15 protein-coding genes and 1 pseudogene are annotated in these 20600 nt (G+C 66.9%); 9 read left to right on the top strand and 7 right to left on the bottom strand.

The features are described from left to right. The 4 genes and pseudogenes from MKD50_RS27735 to MKD50_RS27720 form a co-directional block, all read right to left on the bottom strand. Positions 1–117 (bottom strand): annotated as a pseudogene (locus tag MKD50_RS27735) (allantoinase); the annotation flags it as partial. Between the two features lie 39 nt (positions 118–156). Continuing rightward, on the bottom strand, positions 157–891 hold the full coding sequence (locus MKD50_RS27730) for an aspartate/glutamate racemase family protein (RefSeq protein ID WP_018005616.1): 735 nt from the start codon (positions 889–891) through the stop codon (positions 157–159). A 41-nt stretch (positions 892–932) separates the two neighbouring features. Continuing rightward, positions 933–2465: an NCS1 family nucleobase:cation symporter-1 gene (locus tag MKD50_RS27725; protein WP_252669584.1), complete on the bottom strand. Its 1533-nt coding sequence runs from the start codon at positions 2463–2465 to the stop codon at positions 933–935. 766 nt (positions 2466–3231) lie between these two features. Next, positions 3232–5394 (bottom strand): TonB-dependent siderophore receptor, encoded by a 2163-nt coding sequence (locus MKD50_RS27720; protein WP_252669583.1) that lies wholly within the window; start codon positions 5392–5394, stop codon positions 3232–3234. A 359-nt stretch (positions 5395–5753) separates the two neighbouring features. On the opposite strand from MKD50_RS27720, the gene MKD50_RS27715 reads away from it, so the two are divergent. Next, a complete protein-coding gene (locus tag MKD50_RS27715; protein WP_252669582.1) occupies positions 5754–6308 on the top strand; it encodes a cupin domain-containing protein in 555 nt (184 codons plus the stop codon). 126 nt (positions 6309–6434) lie between these two features. Then, positions 6435–7355, top strand: a complete 921-nt coding sequence (locus tag MKD50_RS27710; RefSeq protein ID WP_252669581.1) for a dioxygenase family protein — start codon at positions 6435–6437, stop codon at positions 7353–7355. A 127-nt stretch (positions 7356–7482) separates the two neighbouring features. On the opposite strand, the gene MKD50_RS27705 is transcribed toward MKD50_RS27710, so the two are convergent. Then, entirely contained in the window at positions 7483–8010 is a 528-nt protein-coding gene (locus MKD50_RS27705) for a universal stress protein (RefSeq protein WP_252669580.1), read from the bottom strand. 306 nt (positions 8011–8316) lie between these two features. Between MKD50_RS27705 and MKD50_RS27700 the strand changes: the two genes are divergently transcribed. From MKD50_RS27700 to kdpE, 7 genes are all read left to right on the top strand, one after another. Further along, positions 8317–8481, top strand: coding sequence for a hypothetical protein (locus MKD50_RS27700; protein WP_252669578.1), 165 nt, complete (start codon positions 8317–8319; stop codon positions 8479–8481). After that, positions 8481–8570: a K(+)-transporting ATPase subunit F gene (gene kdpF, locus MKD50_RS27695; RefSeq protein ID WP_115699230.1), complete on the top strand. Its 90-nt coding sequence runs from the start codon at positions 8481–8483 to the stop codon at positions 8568–8570. Before MKD50_RS27700 ends, kdpF begins: the two co-directional genes overlap by 1 nt. Beyond that, complete coding sequence (gene kdpA / locus MKD50_RS27690) at positions 8570–10396, top strand: potassium-transporting ATPase subunit KdpA (RefSeq protein ID WP_252669576.1); 1827 nt, start codon at positions 8570–8572, stop codon at positions 10394–10396. Before kdpF ends, kdpA begins: the two co-directional genes overlap by 1 nt. A gap of 88 nt (positions 10397–10484) precedes the next feature. Beyond that, positions 10485–12716, top strand: coding sequence for a potassium-transporting ATPase subunit KdpB (gene kdpB, locus MKD50_RS27685; RefSeq protein WP_371925399.1), 2232 nt, complete (start codon positions 10485–10487; stop codon positions 12714–12716). A gap of 17 nt (positions 12717–12733) precedes the next feature. Further along, positions 12734–13363, top strand: coding sequence for a potassium-transporting ATPase subunit KdpC (gene kdpC / locus MKD50_RS27680; RefSeq protein WP_305882098.1), 630 nt, complete (start codon positions 12734–12736; stop codon positions 13361–13363). A 70-nt stretch (positions 13364–13433) separates the two neighbouring features. Next, positions 13434–16289 carry a DUF4118 domain-containing protein gene (locus tag MKD50_RS27675; RefSeq protein WP_252669574.1) on the top strand — a complete coding sequence of 952 codons (2856 nt, stop codon included), beginning with the start codon at positions 13434–13436 and terminating at the stop codon, positions 16287–16289. 27 nt (positions 16290–16316) lie between these two features. Next, positions 16317–17012 carry a two-component system response regulator KdpE gene (gene kdpE, locus MKD50_RS27670; protein WP_115699225.1) on the top strand — a complete coding sequence of 232 codons (696 nt, stop codon included), beginning with the start codon at positions 16317–16319 and terminating at the stop codon, positions 17010–17012. Positions 17013–17212: 200 nt separating this feature from the next. Here the strand turns inward: kdpE and MKD50_RS27665 are convergent, their stop codons facing one another. Together MKD50_RS27665 and MKD50_RS27660 are read right to left on the bottom strand one after the other, a co-directional pair. Further along, positions 17213–18895, bottom strand: coding sequence for an amidohydrolase (locus tag MKD50_RS27665; RefSeq protein WP_252669573.1), 1683 nt, complete (start codon positions 18893–18895; stop codon positions 17213–17215). Positions 18896–18971: 76 nt separating this feature from the next. Next, positions 18972–20504 (bottom strand): amino acid permease, encoded by a 1533-nt coding sequence (locus MKD50_RS27660; RefSeq protein ID WP_115699223.1) that lies wholly within the window; start codon positions 20502–20504, stop codon positions 18972–18974. Between the last annotated feature and the right edge of the window lie 96 nt (positions 20505–20600).

Raw genomic sequence — 20600 nt, 5'->3', positions numbered from 1 at the left:
GCCTTCTTCGTAGTTGAGCACGAACTGCAGCGCCACGCGCGCGCCGCCCGGCCAGCGGGCGTGCGGCGGGCGGGCGCCGTAACCGATCAGGTCGCGGGGATAGCGGGACTGGAGCATGGTGGTGGAAGCGGACAAAGTGCGGGAAGACATAGGGGTTCAGTTCAGGGCATAGGGGGCCAGCATGCCGGCATAGGCCTTGGGCAGCGGCCGCGCCCAATCGCCGCGCTTGCTGGTGCCCAGGCGCACCGAGACCAGCGCCTCGGCGAGCTTGACCGCGCACGACACGCCGTCGATCACCGGCGCGCCGATGGCGTCGGCGATCTCGTCGCACAGGTCGGTCATGCCGGCGCAGCCCAGCACGATGCACTCGCTGCGATCTTCGGCCAACGCCACCCGGCAGGCCTCGGTGATGATGCGGCGCGCATCGGAGCCGGGGCGCTCCAGCTCCAGCACCGGCAGGTCGCAGGCGCGCACGTTGTTGCAGAAGCGCTTCATGCCGTAGCGCTCGGCCAGGTGCCAGGCGATATTGCAGGTGCGCGCCAGCGTGGTGACCACGCTGAAGCTGCTGCCCACCACGCTGGCCATGTGCATGGCGGCCTCGGCGATGCCGATCACCGGCCCGCGCGCCACTTCGCGCGCGGCGTACAGGCCCGGATCGCCGAAGCAGGCGATGACGTAGCCATCCACGCCTTCCTGCTCGCCGGCCAGGATCTCGTCGAGGATGCCCGGCACCGACAGGGCCTCGTCATAGTGGCTTTCGATCGAAGCCGGGCCCATGCGCGGGCTGACCGCGCTGATGCGCGTGCCGGGCGCCGCCACGGCCGCGGCGCACTGACCGATCTTGTCGGTCATGCTCTGGGTGGTATTGGGGTTGATGATCTTCAGCTTCATGGACACGGCTCTGGGGTGGATGCGGTCGAAGGGGATGTCGTTCAAGCCCGGCTGGAGGCTGGCGCGGCCGGGGCGGCAAGATGGTCCGGCATCATGCGCGGCGCCAGCTGGCGGTACAGCACCAGCGCGATGCCCATGCCGATGAACCAGCTGTAGTTGGCTGCCGCCTGCCAGGCCGGCACCACCACGCACAGGATCGGGATGATGGCCGCGGGAACCATGGTGGCCACCGCCGCCGGGTTGAAGCCATTGCGGTACCAGTAGCGGCCGCGCGGGTTCAGCGTGTACAGGTCATCCACCTCGACATGCTGGCGCCGCACCAGGTAGTAGTCGGCAATCAGGATGCCGAACAGCGGGCCGATGAAGGCGCCCAGCACGTCCAGGGTGTAGTGGATCACCTGGGGGTTGTTGTACAGGTTCCACGGCGTGATGAAGATCGAGGCCACCGCGGCGATCATGCCGCCGGTGCGCCAGCTGATGTGCTTGGGCGACACGTTGGAGAAGTCGAACGCCGGCGACACGAAGTTGGCGACGATATTGATGCCGATGGTCGCGGTCATGAAGGTGAAGGCGCCCAGCAGCATGGCGAAGGTGCTGTCGATATGGCTCACCGTCTCAACCGGGTCGGTGATCAGCTTGCCGAACACCGGCAGCGTGGCCGAGGTGGTGATCACGGTCAGCAGCGAGAAGCCCAGGAAGTTGACCGGCAGGCCCCAGAAGTTGCCGCGCCTGACCGCCTTGAAATCCTTGGCATAGCGCGAGAAGTCGCCGAAATTCAGCATCGGGCCGGAGAAGTACGACACCACCAGCGCGATCGCGCTCAGCATCACCGGCACCGCTTCCCAGCCGGTGTACTTGACGAAGCTCAGCGTGAAGTTGACGTTCTCCCAGCCGGCCTTGTTCACCAGCCAGATCGCCAGCGCGATCATCACCACGTACACCGCCGGGCCGGCCCAGTCGATGAACTTGCGGATGGTCTCCATGCCGGTCCAGAACACCAGCGCCTGCAGCACCCACAGCACCATGAAGGCGGCCCAGCCGAGCGTCGACAAGCCGGCGAAGCCATGCAGCTTGAGGTCGGCGTATGGCGCCAGCGCCGGGAAGAAGTGCAGCGCCAGCACCAGGAAGGCGCTCGACGCGAGATAGGTCTGGATGCCGTACCACGCCACCGCGATCAGGCCGCGGATGATGGCCGGGATATTGGCGCCGAGCACGCCGAACGAGGCCCGGCAGATCACTGGATAAGGCGTGCCGGTCACCTGGCTGGGCTTGGCCACCAGGTTGCAGAAATATTGCACGATGACAATGCCCACCAGCAGCGACACCAGCACCTGCCAGCTGGTCAGCCCCAGCGCGAACAGGCTGCCGGCGGTGATATAGCCACCGACGCTGTGCACGTCGGACATCCAGAACGCAAAGATGTTGTAGGTGCCCCAGGTCTGCTTGCGCAACGGGGCCAGGTCCTCGTTGGTCAGGCGTTCGTCATAGCTGGGCTTGATCAGCGCATTGCCGTGTGCGGCATGCCCGCCCTGCGCCTGCGCTGCGTCGGCGGGTGTTGCGGTGGTTTGCATCATCTGAGTCTCCTGGCAGATGTGTGTCTTGACGATAGGCGACGCGCGGCCCTTCGGGGCTCTGTGCGGTGCGCCAGGGGCGGGTGTTTATGTGTCTACTAAATTGTCTACAAAATCGATGAAGTGTGTAGACGATGTTGTAGATCACGGCTTCGTGATTGTCAACATTCGTTTTCCCTGAAGGTGGGAGACGGTGGATGTGAGGGGGTGGGGATTGATGCGGGTGACTTCGTGGATGCTCCGGCCCTCACCCCCGGCCCCTCTCCCGCAGGCGGGAGAGGGGAGCGAGCAGGCGGAAGGGAAAAGTCCTTTGGGCTCGCCAGCGATAGCGCGTGCGAGCGCAGCGACGCACTCCGTGCCCGAGCAGCACACCTGAGATAGGGAGCGCGCGCAGCGCAGCCGAAGGCGTCCCACCGATAGCGCCAGCAGCAGGCTGCCTACACCCTGTTGGGATCGTTCAAAAGTCAGTGGTCGAAGGCACCGCCCCTGACTCACATAGCGTTAGCAGGTTCGAACTGGCACCCACGCTAAACGGAAATCACCACCCCCCGAACCACCAACGCCGCGGAATTGATTGCCAGCCGCATAGGCGACGCGTTTCTTGCCTACTTCTTGGCGCTCGGCCAAGAAGTAGGTCGCCGGCTGCGCCGGCGAAACAGCCACGCCCGCCAAGCACGACAACCCAACCAACTTCCACACCCCAAGCGCAGCAAGAACCAACAAAAAACCCGCTCCAGAGAGCGGGTGTCATCGCGCGTGCGGCAAAACTTCAATACGCAATCTTAGCCGTCAAACTGATACTCCGCGGATCCGCCGGCTGGATATAGTTTTCATACTGGAAGCCCCAGTACCGCTTGTTGGTCACGTTGTTCAGAGCCGCCCGCAACGTCAGGTCCTTGCCCGCGACCCGCGTGCTGTAGCTGGCCCCGAGATTGAACACCGTATAGCCGCCGGCCTCGAGCGTATTCCCCGCATTAAGCTTGGTATTGCCGGTGTATTTCCCATCGACGCCAACACGCAATCCCGGCACAAACGGCACGCGGTAGCTGACGCGGCCGGCCATGATGAAGCCGGGCGCGCCGGCCACGCGGTTGCCGCTGTTGGCGACGCCCTTGTCGTAGTACGAATCGAGATACATCGCGCTGGCGCCGAACTCCCATTGCGAGCCCAGGCGGTACACGCCCGCCAGCTCCAGGCCCTGGTAGATCGAAGTGCCGTCCTGCTGGCGCGTCGGCACGCCGCCGCTGATGCTGTCGTACTCGGCGCCGCGCTCGATGCGGAAGGCCGCGGCGGTCGCGCTCCACGCGGCCTGGTCGGCCTTGACGCCGATTTCATACTGCTTGCTGCGGATCGGGCTGAGCAGCTGGCGCGCGTTGGTGTAGCCGTCCGGCACGATCGAGCCGGGCTCCAGCGCTTCGACATAGCTGGCATAGACCGTGGCCGTGGGCACCGGCTTGAACATCAGCGCCAGCGTCGGCGTGACCACGCCGTTCTTGCTGTAGCTGGAGGTGACCGGCACATAGCCGTTCTGCTCGAAGTTGGTCACGCGCAGGCCGGCCAGCACCGACCAGCGCTCGGTCAGCTGCACGGTGTCGCTGGCGAACACCGACTTCTGCGTGATGTCGCTGTTGCGCACCTTGTTGAATGCGGTCGAGCTGTAATACGTGTTGGTGTTCGGCGCAAAGATATTGCCGGTGCCGATGACCGCGCCGAAGCCGTTGTTGTCGTAGCGGTCGATCTGCTTCTGCCACGACAGGCCCGCCACCAGCTGGTGGCCGAACGGGCCGGTGCGGAACTTGCCCTCCAGCATAGCCTGCCATTGCCCCACCTGCTGGTTCTGCGCGGTGTCGTAGCGCTGGTCGATGTAGTTGCCGGCCTGGTTCAGCAGGTTGTAGGTGCTTTCGTTGCGGCTGCGGTTGACCTTGGTAAAGCTGTAGCTGGTGCTGACCGCCCAGTCCGGGTTGATCTGGTAGCGCAGGCCGGTGCTGTACAGCTGCAGGTTGGTGTTCAGGTGCTGGTCGGCGCCGGCGAAGTTGCGGATGCGCCCCGACACCGCGCCCGGCAGCGCCGTATCGCCATAGCTCCACAGGCTGAACGACGGCATCTGGCCCGTGGCGCGGCGGTCCTGGTAGATCGAGTCGAAGGTCCAGGTCAGGTCCCTGGTCAGGCGCGCGTCCAGCCCCAGCGACACGCTGTCGCGCCGGATATTGCGCGCGTTGTACGGGGTGCCTTCTTCGTGCGTCGCGTTCAGGCGGTAGCCGAACATATTGTCCGGGCCGGCGCGGCCGCCCAGGTCGATGTGCTCGCTCCAGACATTGGCGGCACGGTAGCCAAGCTCGAACGATGCCGTGAAGGTGTCGGTCGGCTTCTTGGTGACGTAGTTGACGATGCCGCCCGGCGTGGCGAAGCCATACATGAAGCCCGGCAGGCCCTTGAGCAGCTCCACCTGTTCCATGTGCTCGTACGGCAGCGTGATGCCGTAGGCCACGAACGGCAGGCCGTTGATCTTGAAGCCGTTCTGCCAGTCGATCTGCAGGCCGCGCACGCTCAGGTAGCTGGACCAGCTGTTGTAGCCGTTGCCGTTGTCGCTGACCGACGCGTCCATGGTGAACACGTCGCCTAGCTTGGCCACCTGGCGCTCGGCCAGGTCCTCGCCGGTGACGATGGTGGTGGAGTAGGGCGTGTCCAGTTGCGTGCGCGAGCCCAGCGCGCCGGCGCTGGCCTTTTTCTCGAGCTGCAGGCCGGAATCGTCCGCCGCCGAGGCGCTCACGGTCACCGCCGGCAGCGACGCCGCATCGGCCGGCGCCGCGGCCTGCTGCGCCAGCGCGGCCGTCGCCGGAAAACCGGCGAGCACGGCAAGTTGCGCCAGCACGGCGAGATGGCGAGGTTGGGGTGCGCGCGCTCGCGCGGCGCGAAGGACTTGGCGGCTCATGATGGAACAGCAGGAAGACAGGCAGGCCTGTATGTAAATGTCAATACAAATGCGAATAATTCGCATTTACGAGAAGACCGAATGATGCCTATCCCGTGGCTGCGGCGTCAAGGCGCAAGGTTGGGCTTCGTGGTGAAAGCAACGGCGCAGGGTGCTGCTCCAGGGGCAACCATCATCCGTTGGAAGACCGGAATTCCGGTCCGGCGCAGGCCGCCGCCCGGCGCAAAAACCCGATACCGGATTGTTATGGCGCCCGGCGAAAAATGATGTTGGACTTGCCTGTTGGCGGTTCATAGAGTTGCACGAACAGAGGCGCACGCCCTCTCGTTTTCCCAACTTCATGACACCGAGGAAGCCATATGGATCCCACCCCACAGGAAATGGAAGCCACCCGCATCGCGCGCTGGGGCAAGGTCAAGCCTTACGGCGAGACCTTCATCGAAAGCCGTCTGCCCGGGATGAAGAAGAACATCTACAAGATCATGAATCGCGGCGTGCTCGAGAACAAAGGCGTCGAGCCCGCGATCCCCGGCAACCACCGCTTCGGCGTGACCTTCATCGAAATCCCGGTCGGACAAGGCGCCAGCCTGCACGCGCACAAGACCGAGGAAGTGTTCTGCCCGCTGAACGGCCAGATGGAAGTGATCTGGGGCGAAAAGGGCCAGTATTCGCTGATGCTGAACCAGTGGGACGTGATCTCCTGCCCGATCGGCGTGATGCGTGGCTTCCGCAACCCCAACGACCACGCGCTGGTGGTCTACTCCGTGGTGGGCGGCACCGACGAAGAATGCGGCCGCATCGCCTGGCACCCGGACGTGGTCAAGGCGGCCGAATGCACCGGCCTGGTCTACGGCGACGACGGCTACATCAAGGAAGGCGGAGCGGACACGGCGCAGCCGCGCACCGAAGGCTGACGACGTCCGCGGCGCCGCGGACGGGTGGTCAACGAGCAGGCGCCTGCGGCATGCAGCGGGGCGTCACATCGACGCCCCGCTCCGCGCCAGATTCCATCCCCACTTCCCACAGGAGCTGACCACACTATGACTTCTGCTTCCGTAGCCCGCGCAAGCGCCGCTTCCGCGGCGGCTTCTCAATCAATTCCCGCCACCCCCGAGGCGCTGCTGGAAGCCGTGCTCAAGGCCAATGCCGGCACCGCCGACGCGCGCACCCGCACCATTCTCGATGCCCTGATCCGGCATGCGCACGCGTTCGCGTCAGAGGTGCAGCTGACCTATGAAGAACTCCACGCCGGCCTGGACTTCATGGTCCGCATCGGCCAGGCCACCGGCCCGAAGAAGCACGAGGGCATCCTGCTGGCAGATATCCTCGGGCTTGCCACGCTGGTGCTGCTGATGGACGCCAAGGCCGTGCTGGCCGCCGGCGGCACCGAGCCCGCGCTGATCGGCCCGTTCTGGCGCGCCAACCAGCCGGTGCGCCCCAACGGCGCGCATATCGCCACGCCTGACACCACCGGCGACCCGCTGACGGTGCGGGGCCGCGTGGTGTCGATCGACGGGACGCCCATCGCCGGCGCGCGTATCGAGACCTGGCAGGCGGCGCCGAGCGGCCTGTACGAAAACCAGGACGAACACCAGGAAGACATGAACCTGCGTGCCGTGTTCGAGACCGATGCCGAAGGGCGTTTCTGGTTCGACAGCGTGCGGCCGTCGGGCTATGGCGTGCCGATCGACGGCCCCTGCGGCGAACTGCTGAAGCTGCAGAGCCGCGACCACATGCGCCCGGCGCACCTGCACTTCATCGCCATCGCGCCGGGGCACAAGGTGCTGACCACGCAGATCTTCGATGCGCTCGATCCTTATGGCTTCAGCGACGCCGCGTTCGGTGCGGTCGGCTCGCTGCTGCGCGATTTCGAGCCGGACGGCAACGGGGGCTTCCGCCTCGATGTCGAGCTGAAGCTGGAGCCGGGAGAGACGCGCCTGCCCAAGCCGCCGCTGCCGTGAGGGCGGTACTTTCGGACGGGGTCCGCGCTGCGGCACGATCATCGGGTGCGGTGCAGGAGCGCCTGCGACCTGCCCGTCGATCCCGCTCTGCATCAAAGCCTGAAGAGGTCTCAGCCGGGACTGCGGTTCAGCAGGCAACGCTCGCCGAATAGACCACAAGCACCGGCGGGGTCCGGGCCGGCGCGGGCCAATGGGATCGCGGCGCGTCGGGCACGTGGAAGGTCGGCGGCGCATTGACCAGCGTGACGGGAATGGGCGAGCGCCGCATGATCCTGGCGGGAGTGCCGGCGCCGGCAAGCGCCAGGATCCGCGACCAGGCCGACACGCCCAGCAGGATGCCATCGCACGCGCAGGCCCTGGCCGCGCGGATGATGGTCGTCACAGGCGCGCCGACGCCGATCTGCGCCACATGCCTGACGCCCGAATCGCAGAGGATCTCGGCCGCCCTGGCCAGTCGCGCTTCACCGGCTCGCCGTTCCCGCTCGCGCAGCTTGGCAAGCGAATGATAGGCGCTGGCGCGCCCATGCTCGAGCGGACGCTGCACGTTGAGCAGCACCACCTCCGCCGCACTGCCTTCCCGGTAGAGGAAGGCCGCGTGCCGCACGGCCCATAACGCACTGTCCGAGTCATCGGCAACAACGAGTAGCCTGATCATGGCGGTCGGGAAGGATGGGTTTGCCTGCGCCCCGGTGCGGGCCGCCTGGCTGTACTGACAGCGTAGGCAAGGCCGCGTTTACCGCGCATCAATAAATGGATGCCGCACGTAAAGATCCGATAAAGACAGCGGGAAAACCGTGGCACGCCTGTTGCTGCCTCGGTGCAGGGGACTGACCGCGAGGCGCGTCCGTTCATGCCAAGCGCGCTCTTTATACGTTCTTTATACGTTTGCGCCGCCTTTATACCCAGTTTTTACGACGCCCTCGCTAAGCTCCAAGCCTGAATTGCTCTGAGGTGTTTTGTCATGGACTGGATCTATCTGATCGTATTGCTCGGGTTCGCTGCCCTGAGCGCGGCGTTGCTGGGGCTTTGCGTCAGGCTTGCTCCGAACGCAACGGCGGCTGCCGCAACAGGTGGTGCGTCCAACCAGTTGCCGGCCATGGACGGCGCGTCCGACAGGGAGCCGTGATGGCCTGGACCGAGCTGCTCGGCGGCGCGCTGGCCGTTGCCATATTCGTCTACCTCCTCGTTGCGCTGTTCCGGCCGGAGAACTTCTGATGTCATCGCAATTCCTGGGCCTGCTGGCCCTGTATCTCGCCATCCTGCTGGCATGCGCGCCGTTCCTCGGACGCTATATGCGGCGTGCGGTGGAGGACGACCGCTATGCCCTGACCGGGTGGGGGCGCCCGCTCGAGCGGCTGCTGTATCGCCTGGGCGGCGTGCGTGCGGACGCCGGGATGGGATGGAAACAGTACGCCATCGCGGTTGTTGCCTTCAACCTGCTTGGCGTGGTTGCGGTCTACGCGCTCCAGCGGCTGCAAGGGATGCTGCCGCTCAATCCGCAAGGCTTCGGCGCGGTGTCGCCGGACTCCGCGTTCAATACGGCCATCAGCTTCGTATCCAATACCAACTGGCAGGGCTATGCGGGTGAGTCCACCATGGCTTACCTGACCCAGATGCTCGCGCTGACCGTGCAGAATTTCCTGTCCGCGGCGACCGGCATTGCCGTGGTGTTCGCGCTGATCCGCGGCTTTGCGCGGCAGAGCACGGTCACCATCGGCAACTTCTGGGTGGATCTGACCCGGATCACGCTGTACGTGCTGGCGCCGCTCGCCACGGTGATTGCGCTGGCCCTGGTCAGCCAGGGCGTGATCCAGAACTTCGACGCCTATCGGGAAGTCGGCCTGGTTGCCCCGGTGGAGTACAGCCAGCCCAAGGTCGACGCTGCCGGGCAACCGGTGCTCGATGCCGGGCACCAGCCGGTGACCGAGGCGGTGACGACCGACAGGCAAACGCTGGCGATGGGCCCGGTGGCTTCGCAAGAGGCCATCAAGATGCTCGGCACCAACGGCGGCGGCTTCTTCAACGCCAACTCCGCGCATCCTTTTGAGAACCCGAACGGGCTGGCCAACCTGATCGAGATGCTGGCGATTTTCCTGATCCCGGCTGCGCTGTGCTTCACCTTTGGCGAGATGGTCGGGGACAGGCGGCAGGGGCTAGCGGTGCTCGCGGCGATGGCGGTGATCTTCGTCGCCATGGCCAGTGTGGCAGGCATCTCCGAGCAAATGGCCAATCCCGCCCTGGTCGGGCTGCCGGTCGACCATGCCGGCTCGCTGCTGCAGGCGGGCGGGAATATGGAAGGCAAGGAAACGCGTTTCGGCATCTCCGCTTCGGCGTTGTTCGCCACCATCACCACGGCTGCGTCGTGCGGCGCGGTCAACGCCATGCACGATTCCTTCACCGCCATTGGCGGCCTGGTCCCCATGCTGCTGATGCAGCTGGGCGAGGTGGTGTTCGGCGGCGTGGGCTCGGGACTGTACGGCATGCTCGTGTATGCGCTGCTGGCGGTGTTCATCGCCGGGCTGATGATCGGCCGCACCCCCGAGTACCTCGGCAAGAAGATCGAGACTTACGAGATGAAGATGACCGCGGTGGCAATCCTGGTCACGCCGCTGCTGGTGCTGCTCGGCACCGCGGCCGCCGTCATGACCGAAGCCGGCCGCGCCGGCGTGTTCAATCCCGGCACGCACGGATTCTCCGAGATCCTGTATGCGTTGTCGTCCGCGGCCAATAACAACGGCAGCGCCTTCGCGGGCCTGTCGGCCAACACGCCGTTCTACAACACGCTGCTTGCCGCCGCGATGTGGCTCGGTCGCTTCTGGATCATCATCCCGGTGCTGGCCCTGGCAGGTTCGCTCGCGGCAAAGCGGCGCGTCCCGGTGAGCGGCGGCACCATGCCCACGCACGGCCCGCTGTTCGTGGCGCTGTTGGTTGGCACGGTACTGCTGGTGGGAGCGCTGACCTATGTGCCGGCGCTGGCACTCGGGCCGATTGCCGAGCAACTCCAGGGCGCCGTGGCCGCAACGGAACAGGCGACCCACTGACCCAGTGATATCAGGCATTCCTGCGCGCCTGGCACCAGTACAGCCGGATCGGCGACGTGCCGGCGTTTGGGAGGATTGCGGAGAAACCATGCAACACGATTCGATGGCCCAGACGGCCGAAGGCAATGGCACGGCACCCGGCACGGCCGCTTCCAGAGCTGCGCAAGCGCAGGGAGCGGCGGCCGCCGGCACGCAGCACGCTGCACTTCACCCGCCTCGTCATCCACGCCGGCCGAGTCCGCGCGGGATGTTCGCGCCAGCGCTGCTCAGGCCAGCGCTGGTGGCGGCCTTCAGGAAGCTGTCGCCGCGCGACCAGTTGCGCAACCCGGTGATGTTCGTGGTCTACGTCGGCAGCATCCTGACGACGATCCTGTTCCTGCAGGCGCTGTTCGCGCCCGCCGCAGGCAGCGAGAGCGCGGGCTTTATCCTGGCGGTGGCGATCTGGCTGTGGTTTACGGTGCTGTTCGCCAACTTTGCCGAGGCGCTGGCGGAGGGGCGCAGCAAGCAACAGGCGCAGGCACTGCGCGGCCTGAAGACCACCGTGACCGCGCGCGTGCTTAGGGACGGCAAGCGCGGCGGCGCCACCGAGGCGCGGGCCGCTACCGCACTGCGGCGCGGCGACGTCGTCCTGGTGGAAGCCGGCGACATGATCCCCGGCGACGGCGAGGTCATCGACGGCGTGGCTTCGGTTGACGAGAGCGCCATCACCGGCGAATCGGCACCGGTGATCCGCGAATCCGGTGGCGATTTCTCGTCGGTGACGGGCGGCACGCGTGTGCTGTCGGACTGGATCGTGGTGCGTATCACCACCAATCCCGGCGAAAGCTTTATCGACCGCATGATCACCATGGTGGAAGGCGCCAAGCGTCAGAAGACGCCGAACGAACTGGCCCTGACCATCCTGCTGGTCGGCCTGACCCTGGTGCTGCTGCTGGCCACGGCCACGCTGCAGCCGTTCTCGCTCTATGCCGTGCTGGTGACCAGCGCGGGTGTCCCCGTGACGATCACCGTACTGGTGGCATTGCTGGTGTGTCTCATACCCACGACCATCGGCGGCCTGCTGTCCGCCATCGGCGTCGCCGGCATGAGCCGGATGATGGAGGCGAACGTGATCGCTACCTCGGGCCGCGCGGTCGAGGCCGCCGGGGACGTGGACGTGCTGCTGCTCGACAAGACCGGCACCATTACCCATGGCAACCGCCAGGCCGCGCGCTTCATCCCGGCGCCGGGCGTGTCGCCGCTGCAGCTTGCGCAAGCGGCCTGGCTGTCGTCGCTGGCCGATGAAACGCCGGAAGGCCGCAGCATCGTGACGCTGGCGCGGCAGCAACCCGGGCTGGTCGCGCCGCAGAGCACGGCAATGCCGGTCTTCGTGCCATTCAGCGCGCAGACCCGCATGAGCGGCATCGATCTCGCGCAAGACCACGGCGCCCGGCAGGTGCGCAAGGGCGCGGCCGATGCGGTGCGGCGCTACGTGACCGAGCACGCCGGCAAGTTTCCGGATGCCGTGATGCAAGCCGTGGATGACGTGGCGCGCGCCGGCAGCACCCCGCTGGTGGTGGCCGATGCCAACGGTACGTCGGTGCGCGTGCTCGGCGTCATCGAATTAAAGGATATCGTCAAGACCGGTATTCGCGAACGCTTCGGCGAACTGCGCAAGATGGGGATCAGGACGGTAATGATCACCGGCGACAACCGCCTGACCGCGGCGTCGATTGCCGCCGAAGCAGGCGTGGATGACTTCCTGGCCGAAGCCACGCCCGAGGCCAAGCTCAGCCTGATCCGCCAGTATCAGGCGGATGGGCGCCTGGTCGCGATGACCGGAGACGGCACCAACGACGCACCGGCGCTGGCGCAGGCCGACGTTGCCGTGGCGATGAACAGCGGCACGCAGGCTGCCAAGGAGGCCGGCAATATGGTCGACCTGGACAGCAATCCGACCAAGCTGATCGAAATCGTCGAGATCGGCAAGCAGATGCTGATGACGCGCGGCTCGTTGACGACCTTCAGCGTGGCCAACGACATCGCCAAGTATTTTGCGATCATCCCGGCGGCGTTCGCCACCACCTATCCCCAGCTCAACGTGCTCAATGTCATGGGCCTGGCGACGCCGGCGTCGGCGATCATGTCGGCGGTGATCTTCAATGCGCTGATCATCGTCGTCCTGATTCCCCTGGCCCTGAAGGGCGTGGTCTACCGGCCGCTTGGCGCCGCGGTGCTGCTGCGGCGCAACCTGCTGATCTACGGCCTGGGCGGCATCCTGGTGCCGTTCGCCGGCATCAAGCTGATCGACATGATCCTTGCCCTGTTCGGCTGGGTCTGATTTTTCCCGGAGTACACATGAATCCTCAAGCGCAATCTCCGCAGCCGTACCTGATGTCGCCGGTGCAGGGCGGGCTGGTCCGGCCCATGATGGTGGTCTTTGTTGCCTTGTCGCTGGTGACGGGCCTGCTCTATCCGGGCGTGATCACCGGCATCGCGAAAGCCGTGTTCCCGCACCAGGCGGGAGGCTCGCTGATCGTCAAGGACGGCAGGGCCATGGGATCCGAACTGATTGGTCAGCCGTTCTCCGGCCCCGGGTATTTCTGGGGCCGCTTGTCCGCGACGGCGCCGATGCCATTCAACGCGTCGGCGTCGGCGGGATCGAACCTGGGTCCGGGCAATGCCGCGCTGACCGGTGCCGCCCGCGCCCGCATCGAGGCGTTGCGGGCCGCCGACCCGGACAACGCGGCGCCGGTGCCGGTGCACCTGGTCACGGCCTCGGGCAGCGGCCTGGACCCGCACATCAGTCCGGCCGCCGCCGAATACCAGGCGGCGCGGGTCGCCCGCGCCAGGGGGATCCCGCTCGAGCAGGTCAGGCAGTTGATGGCCGCCAATACCGACGCGCCGCTGCTGGCGGTCCTGGGTGATCCCGGCGTGAACGTGCTGAAGCTGAACCTCGCGCTGGACGGTGTTGCACCGATCCGCTGACGCGGTCACCATAGCAGGGATGAAACAGTGCGGCCATTACCGGCGCCACGGGCCACGGGTGAGCCCTCTCATGTCTGATGCAGAATTCCGCGTAGCCGGCGCGCGCCCCGATCCGGACGCGCTGCTGCAAATCGTGCAGGCGGAAGGGGAACGGGCGGCACGCGGCAAGCTCAGGGTCTATTTCGGCGCGTCGGCTGGCGTCGGCAAGACCTTCGCCATGCTGACCGCGGCGCGGGCTGCGGCCCAACAGGGTACCGATGTCGTCATCGGCATCGTCGAAACCCATGGCCGCGCGGAAACCGAAGCGCTGATCTCCGGACTCGAACGGCTGCCGATGCGGAACGTGCCGTATCGCGAGCGCGTGCTCAAGGAGTTCGACCTGGACGCGGCGCTGGCCCGCCGCCCGTCGCTGATCCTGGTCGACGAACTGGCGCATTCGAATGCGCCAGGCAGCCGCCATCCCAAGCGCTGGCAGGATATCCAGGAACTGCAGGGCGCCGGCATCGACGTCTGGACCACCGTCAATGTCCAGCATCTCGACAGCCTCAACGAAGCGGTCGGTGGCATCACCGGCATCCGGGTCTGGGAAACCGTTCCGGATACGGTCTTCGACAGCGCCGATGAGGTCGTGCTGGTCGACCTGCCAGCCGATGAACTGCTACGTCGCATGAAGGAAGGCAAGGTCTACCTGCCGGAGCAGGCCCGGCATGCGGCGCGCAATTTCTTTCGCAAGGGCAACCTGATCGCGCTGCGCGAGCTGGCGTTGCGGCGTACCGCCGACCGCGTCGACGACGACGTGCGGGCCTGGCGGCAGGCGCAATCCGTGCAGGCGGTCTGGCGCACGCGCGAGGCCGTGCTGGCCTGCATCGGCAGCGGCGACGATGCCGGGCAGGTGGTCAAGAGTGCGCGACGCCTGGCCGGGCAACTGGACTGCGACTGGCATGTGGTGACGATCGCCACGCCGCGGCTGGCGCCGCCGTCCGCGGCCGGCAAGGCCCGCCTGCAAGCGGCCATGCGCCTGGCCGAGGAACTCGGCGCGCGTACGGAGACGCTGGCGGGCAACGACATGGTGCAGGCCGTGGTTGGCTATGTGCGCCGCCACAACCTGACCAAGGTGGTGATCGGACGGGCGCCGGCGGACTGGCGTCGTGGCGGCGCCTCGCTGGCGCAGCGCGCCCGTTCGCTGCTGGCGCTGGCGCTGTCGCCCTTCGTCAGCGCGCCGGCGTGGCTGTTTGGCCGCCGCAGCTTTGCCGATGCGCTGGCGCTCGGCTGCCCGGAAATCGACATCATCCGGGTCGCCGCCGACACCACGCGCACCAACATCCGCCAGCGCCACGGAACGGAGCCAACGCAGCCGGGCGAGCCGGAGCCGGGCGCCACGCGCAAGGACTATGCCTGGGCGGCGGTCTGGTGCGCCTGTGCCACGATGCTGTCGGCACTGGCATTCCCGTGGTTCGATGTCGTCAACATCGCCATGCTGTTCCTGGCGGCAGTGGTGGGAGTCGCGCTGCGCCATGGCCGCGGACCCGCCGCGCTCACGTCCGTCCTGGCGGTGGCCGCCTTTGATTTCTTCTTTGTGCCGCCGCGGCTGTCATTTGCCGTGAGCGACGTGCAGTATCTGCTGACCTTCCTGGTCATGCTTTCTGTCGGCCTGGTCATTGGGCAGCTGACCGCGGGCCTGCGCGAACAGGCCCGCCTGGCGGTCCAGCGCGAAGAAGACGCGCGCACGCTGTACGAACTGGCCCGCGAGTTATCCGCCGCACTGGTGCCCGAGCAGATCGTTTCGATCGGCAGCCGCTTCCTGCGCGCGGCGTTCGATGCCGGCTCGGCCTTTTTCCTGGTGTCGCCGCAGGGACGGCTGTTGCCGCCCGTGTCGGACGCCAGTCAGCACGATGCGGGCGCGCGCACCGATTCGATCGACCGCATCCTGGCCGAATGGGTCTTTGTGCATGGGCAGCCGGCGGGCACCGGCACGCACACGCTGCCGGGCAGCACCGTGTTGTACTTGCCGCTGAAGGCGCCGATGCAGACCCGCGGCGTCCTCGCGGTCGAGCCCGCGGCTTCGCGCGCGTTTGCGCAGCCGGCGCTGCGCCGCCAGGTGGACGTGTTCTGCACGCTGATCGCCATCGCGATCGAGCGGCTACACTATGTCGAGGTCGCGCAGCAAGCACTGCTGTCGATGGAATCGGAGCGACTGCGCAGCTCGCTGCTGGCCGCCGTGTCGCACGACCTGCGCACGCCCCTGACCAGCCTGATCGGCATGGCCGAGACCATGCAGCGCGGCAATCCGCCGCTGGCGCCGGCGGTGGATCAGATGGTATCGGCCATGCTGGAACAGGCCCGCCGGATGCGGACGATGGTGGTGAACCTGCTGGATATGGCGAGACTGCAAGGTCCCGCTGTCCGCGTCACCAAGGCGTGGGAATCGGTGGAGGAACTGGTCGGCGCCAGCCTTGCCTCGATGCGCGAGGCGCTGGCCGGCCATCGCGTCGTGGTGGCAGACCTGTCGGCCATGCCGCTGGTCGAATGCGACGCGGTCCTGATCGACCGCGTGCTATGCAACCTGCTGGAGAACGCGGCCAAGTACACGCGCGCGGGCACCGAAATCCGGATCTCGGCCGCGGTGGTCCAGGATGACATCCGGATTTCGGTGGAGGACGACGGCCCGGGCGTGCCCAGGGGCAAGGAGAGGCAGATTTTCGAGAAGTTCACGCGCGGCGAACGCGAATCCGCCACCGCAGGTGTCGGCCTGGGCCTTGCCGTGTGCGAGGCGATCATGCAGGCGCATGGCGGTCGTATCTGGGTCGAGCCCGCGCAGCGCCCCGCTCTGCCGGTCGGGCCCCACGGCCTGGCCGGGGCGCGCTTTACCATCGCACTGCCGCGCGGCAATCCACCGGCGGTGGAGCCCGAGCCGGCGGATGCGTGATGGTGCTACACCCAAGGAGAGCAGTTCATGCCGTTCGATTTTTCCCCCACCATCCTGCTGGTCGAAGACGAGCCTCATATCCGGCGCTTTGTCCGCTCGACGCTGGAAGCGGAGGGCTGCACGGTATGCGAGGCGGAAACGCTCAGGCGCGGCTTGATCGAGGCCGGGACGCGCCAGCCAGACCTGGTCATTCTCGATCTGGGGCTGCCTGACGGCGATGGCGTGCAGTTGATCGGCGAGGTGCGAACCTGGACCCATGTACCGATCCTGGTGTTGTCCGCCCGCAGCGGCGAAGCCGACAAGGTTGGCGCGCTGGATGCCGGTGCCGATGATTATCTGACCAAGCCGTTCAGCGTCGCGGAGCTGACCGCGCGCGTGCGCGTGCTGCTGCGCCGCCATGCCAGGGCCAATCCGCAGGGGTCGTTCCAGATTACGTTTGGCGACGTGCACGTCGACCTGTCCAACAGGACGGTGACGCGTTCCGGCCAGGCCGTGCATCTGACTCCCATCGAATATCGCTTGCTGGCGGTATTGATCGCGCATCGCGGCAAGGTCATGACGCACCGCGAGCTGCTGCGCGAAGTCTGGGGACCGGCGCAGTCCGAAAGCAGCCAGTATCTGCGGGTCTACATGGGGCACCTGCGGCACAAGCTGGAAGCCGACCCGGCGCAACCGGCCCATCTGCTGACCGAGATCGGATTGGGCTACCGGTTTGCGGGATAGATCGGGAACGCCCCGATCTTTATGGGATTTGGACGCAGGCGGGGTCTGCGCATATCTTGGCGAAAACCCAGGCTGCCGTTGCAGCCGGCAAGCGCCGCGCTGGTGCAGCGGCTGGAACACGCCATGGCGCTGCTGCCGTAATGCCGCCGCGCCGCGGCCCGCCCGTCGGGGGGCAGGACCAGCGGCGCGCTGTCACGGGATTACCGCTTGCCGTCCTTCGCGTACACGCGCTCGCCGGCCACCCACGTCTGCAGCACCTGCGTCTTCCAGATATCGGCAGGCTTGACCTTGAACAGGTCCTGGTCCACCAGGATAAAGTCCGCCCACTTGCCCGGCTCGAGCGAGCCCAGCGTCTTCTCCTGGTGCTGGGCGTAGGCCGCGTCCAGCGTGAAGGCGCGGAAGGCCTGCGGCAGGGTCATGGCTTCTTCCGCATGCCAGCCCTTGATCGGGCGGCCTTCATGGTCGGTGCGGGTCACCGCCGCGTGCAGGCCGTAGAAGGGATTGGCCGATTCCACCGGGAAGTCCGAACCGCCCGCGATCACGGTGCCTTGCCTGAGCAGCGTCTGCCAGGCGTAGGCGCCCTTGATGCGGTCCTTGCCGACGCGGTCTTCGGCCATGTTCATGTCGCTGGTCGCGTGCGTGGGCTGCATCGACGCGATCAGGTCCAGGGCCTTGAAGCGCGGGATGTCCGGCAGCGCGATCACCTGTGCGTGCTCGACGCGGTTGCGCAGCGCGCGCCCGCCCACCTCCTTGTACGCCGCTTCCATGGCGTCCAGCACCTGGTGGTTGGTGGCGTCGCCGATGGCGTGGATGTTGACCTGGTAGCCGGCCTGGATCGCGGTCTTGACCGCGGCCTGCATCGCGGCATCGCTCATGAACAGCAGGCCGCTGTGCACGTGGTCGTCCGAGTATGGTGCCATCAGCGCGGCGCCGCGGCTGCCGAGCGCGCCGTCGCCGTACAGCTTGACCGCGCGCAGGTAGTAGCGGTCGTTGCCGTAGCCCGACAGCGGGCCCTTGGCCGACAGCGCCTTGAAGTCGTCGCCGGTGTCGCGGATCATGCCGTAGATGCGGGTGGTCAGCTTGCCCTGGTCGGCGAACTCGCGGTAGATGCGGTCTTCGGCGACGGTCACGCCGGCGTCGCCCGCGGCGGTCAGGCCGAGCGCGTTCATATGCGCCAGCGCGGCGGCCAGCGCGGCGCGGCGGTCGTCGTCGCTGTACGGCGGGATCACGTTGTTGACCAGCGCCATGGCCTTGTCGACCAGCACGCCGGTGGGGTTGCCGCTGGCATCGCGCTCGATGCGCCCGCCGGCCGGATCCTTGGTGTCGCGCGTGATGCCGGCGGCCTGCAGCGCCCTGGTGTTCAGCCACGCGGCGTGGCCGTCGACGCGCACCAGCCGCACCGGGCGGTCCGACACCGCGGCGTCGAGCTCGGCGGCGGTCGGGAAGCGGCCCAGCTTCCAGTTCACCTGGTTCCAGCCATAGCCCAGCAGCCACTTGCGCTGCGGGTTCTTGTCGCCATAGGCGCGGATCATGCCCTGCGCCTCGGCCAGCGTGCGCGTGCCCGACAGCGAGATCTCGGTGGTCTTGAAGCCCAGGCGGAACACGTGGCCGTGGGCATCGATCAGGCCCGGCAGCAGGGTCTTGCCCTGGCCGTCGATGCGCTGCGCGCCCGGATACTGCGCGCGCAGGGCGGCGGCGTCGCCGGTGGCCAGCACCTTGCCCTGGTCGAATACCAGCCCGCTGAAGCGGGTGACGGTGACCTTGTCCTGCTGCAGGGTATAGCCCTGCACCGATTCCACCAGCGTGGGCGCGGCGTGCGCGGGCAGGCCCAGGGCCATGCCGGCGCCAAGCGCCAGCAGGCTGATGCGGATTGCTTTCTTCAAAGCGATGCTCCTTGTTGTTGTGCTTTTGTGCTTTTGTGCTTGTTACTGCGGATTGCCAGGCGCCCGGGAACGGCGCCTATTCACCGGCCGCGGGCACGACGGTGCGCGTTACGGCGGCTTCGCGGGCCGGCAGCGCGGGGAATTCCATCTCGGCATAGGGCACGAAGCGCGTCTTGCGCGCGATGCGGTAGCCCAGCCAGATCAGCAGGAAGATCGGAATGCCGATATAGGTGGCGGTCACGCTGACCCAGTCGATCTTGCCGCTGGTAAAGGCCTGGTAGTTCTGGCCCAGCGTCACGACCAGGCACAGCCCGAAGGCAAAGATCGGCCCGTAGGGGAAGAACGGCGAGCGATAGGGCAGGCGGTCCAGGTCATGCCCCTGGGCGACAAAGCCCTTGCGGAAGCGGTAATGGCTGACGGCGATGCCGAGCCAGGCGATGAACCCCGTCATGCCCGACAGGTTCAGCAGCCACAAGTACACCGACTTGCTTTCGAACAGCGAGGTCAGGAAACACAGCGCGCCGACCGCGGTGGTGGCCAGCAGCGCCACCAGCGGCACGCCGTTGCGCGTCAGCCGGGCAAACACGCGCGGCGCGCGGCCTTCGGTGGCCAGGTTGTACAGCATGCGGGTCGACGCATACATGCCGGAGTTGCCCGCCGACAGCACCGCGGTCAGGATCACCGCGTTCATCACGCCGGCGGCAAAGGCCAGGCCCGCATGGCGGAACACCAGCGTGAACGGGCTTACGCCCACGGTCTGCACGTCGCTCTTGAGCAGGCTGGGGTCGGTGTAGGGAATCAGGATGCCGATGATCAGGATCGCCAGCACATAGAACAGCAGGATGCGCCAGAACACCTGGCGCACGGCGCGCGGGATGTTCCTGGCCGGATCGGCCGATTCGCCGGCGGCAACGCCGATCAGCTCGGTGCCCTGGAACGAGAAGCCGGCGATCATGGCCACGCCGATCAGCGCGGGCAGCCCGCCGACGAAGGGGGCATCGCCGGTGGTCAGGTTGGCCAGACCGTGGCTGGCCGCCATGTCGCCGCGCAGGATGCCGAAGATCATCAGCGTGCCGATGCCGATAAAGGCCACCACCGTCACCACCTTGACCAGCGCGCACCAGTATTCGGCCTCGCCGAAGCCGCGCACCGAGATCGCATTGAGCGCGAACATCAGGCCCAGGAACAGCGCGCTCCACAGCACGCCGGGCGTGTCGGGGAACCAGTACTGCATCACCAGCTGCGCCGCGGCCAGTTCCACCGCGATGGTCACCGCCCAGTTGTACCAGTAGTTCCAGCCCAGCGCGAAGCCGAAGCCCTCGTCGACATAGCGCGCGCCATAGGTGGCGAACGAGCCCGACACCGGCATATAGGCCGCCAGCTCGCCCAGGCTGGTCATCAGGAAATAGACCATCGCGCCGATCAGGATGTAGGCGGCCAGCGCGCCGCCGGGCCCGGCCTGCGCGATGGTGGCGCCCGAGGCCACGAATAGTCCGGTGCCGATCGAGCCGCCGATGGCGATCATGGTGAGATGGCGGGCGCGCAGGGTGCGGCGCAGCGTGGGCGCGGGTGCGCCGGCGGAGGAAGGCTGGGAGGGTTGTGTCGACATCGGAATCCGGTCTGGGCGCGCCGTGCGGTACAAGCCACGAAGGGACGCAAAGGGGCGCGAAGGCGCGCAACTATGCCGGCATCGCCGGGCGGCCGC

This window comes from Cupriavidus mimosae (assembly GCF_023952485.1).
Lineage (GTDB): Bacteria > Pseudomonadota > Gammaproteobacteria > Burkholderiales > Burkholderiaceae > Cupriavidus > Cupriavidus taiwanensis_C.
Note: the sequence above shows the minus strand (reverse complement) of the source record. Positions and strands in the feature narration are given on the sequence as shown.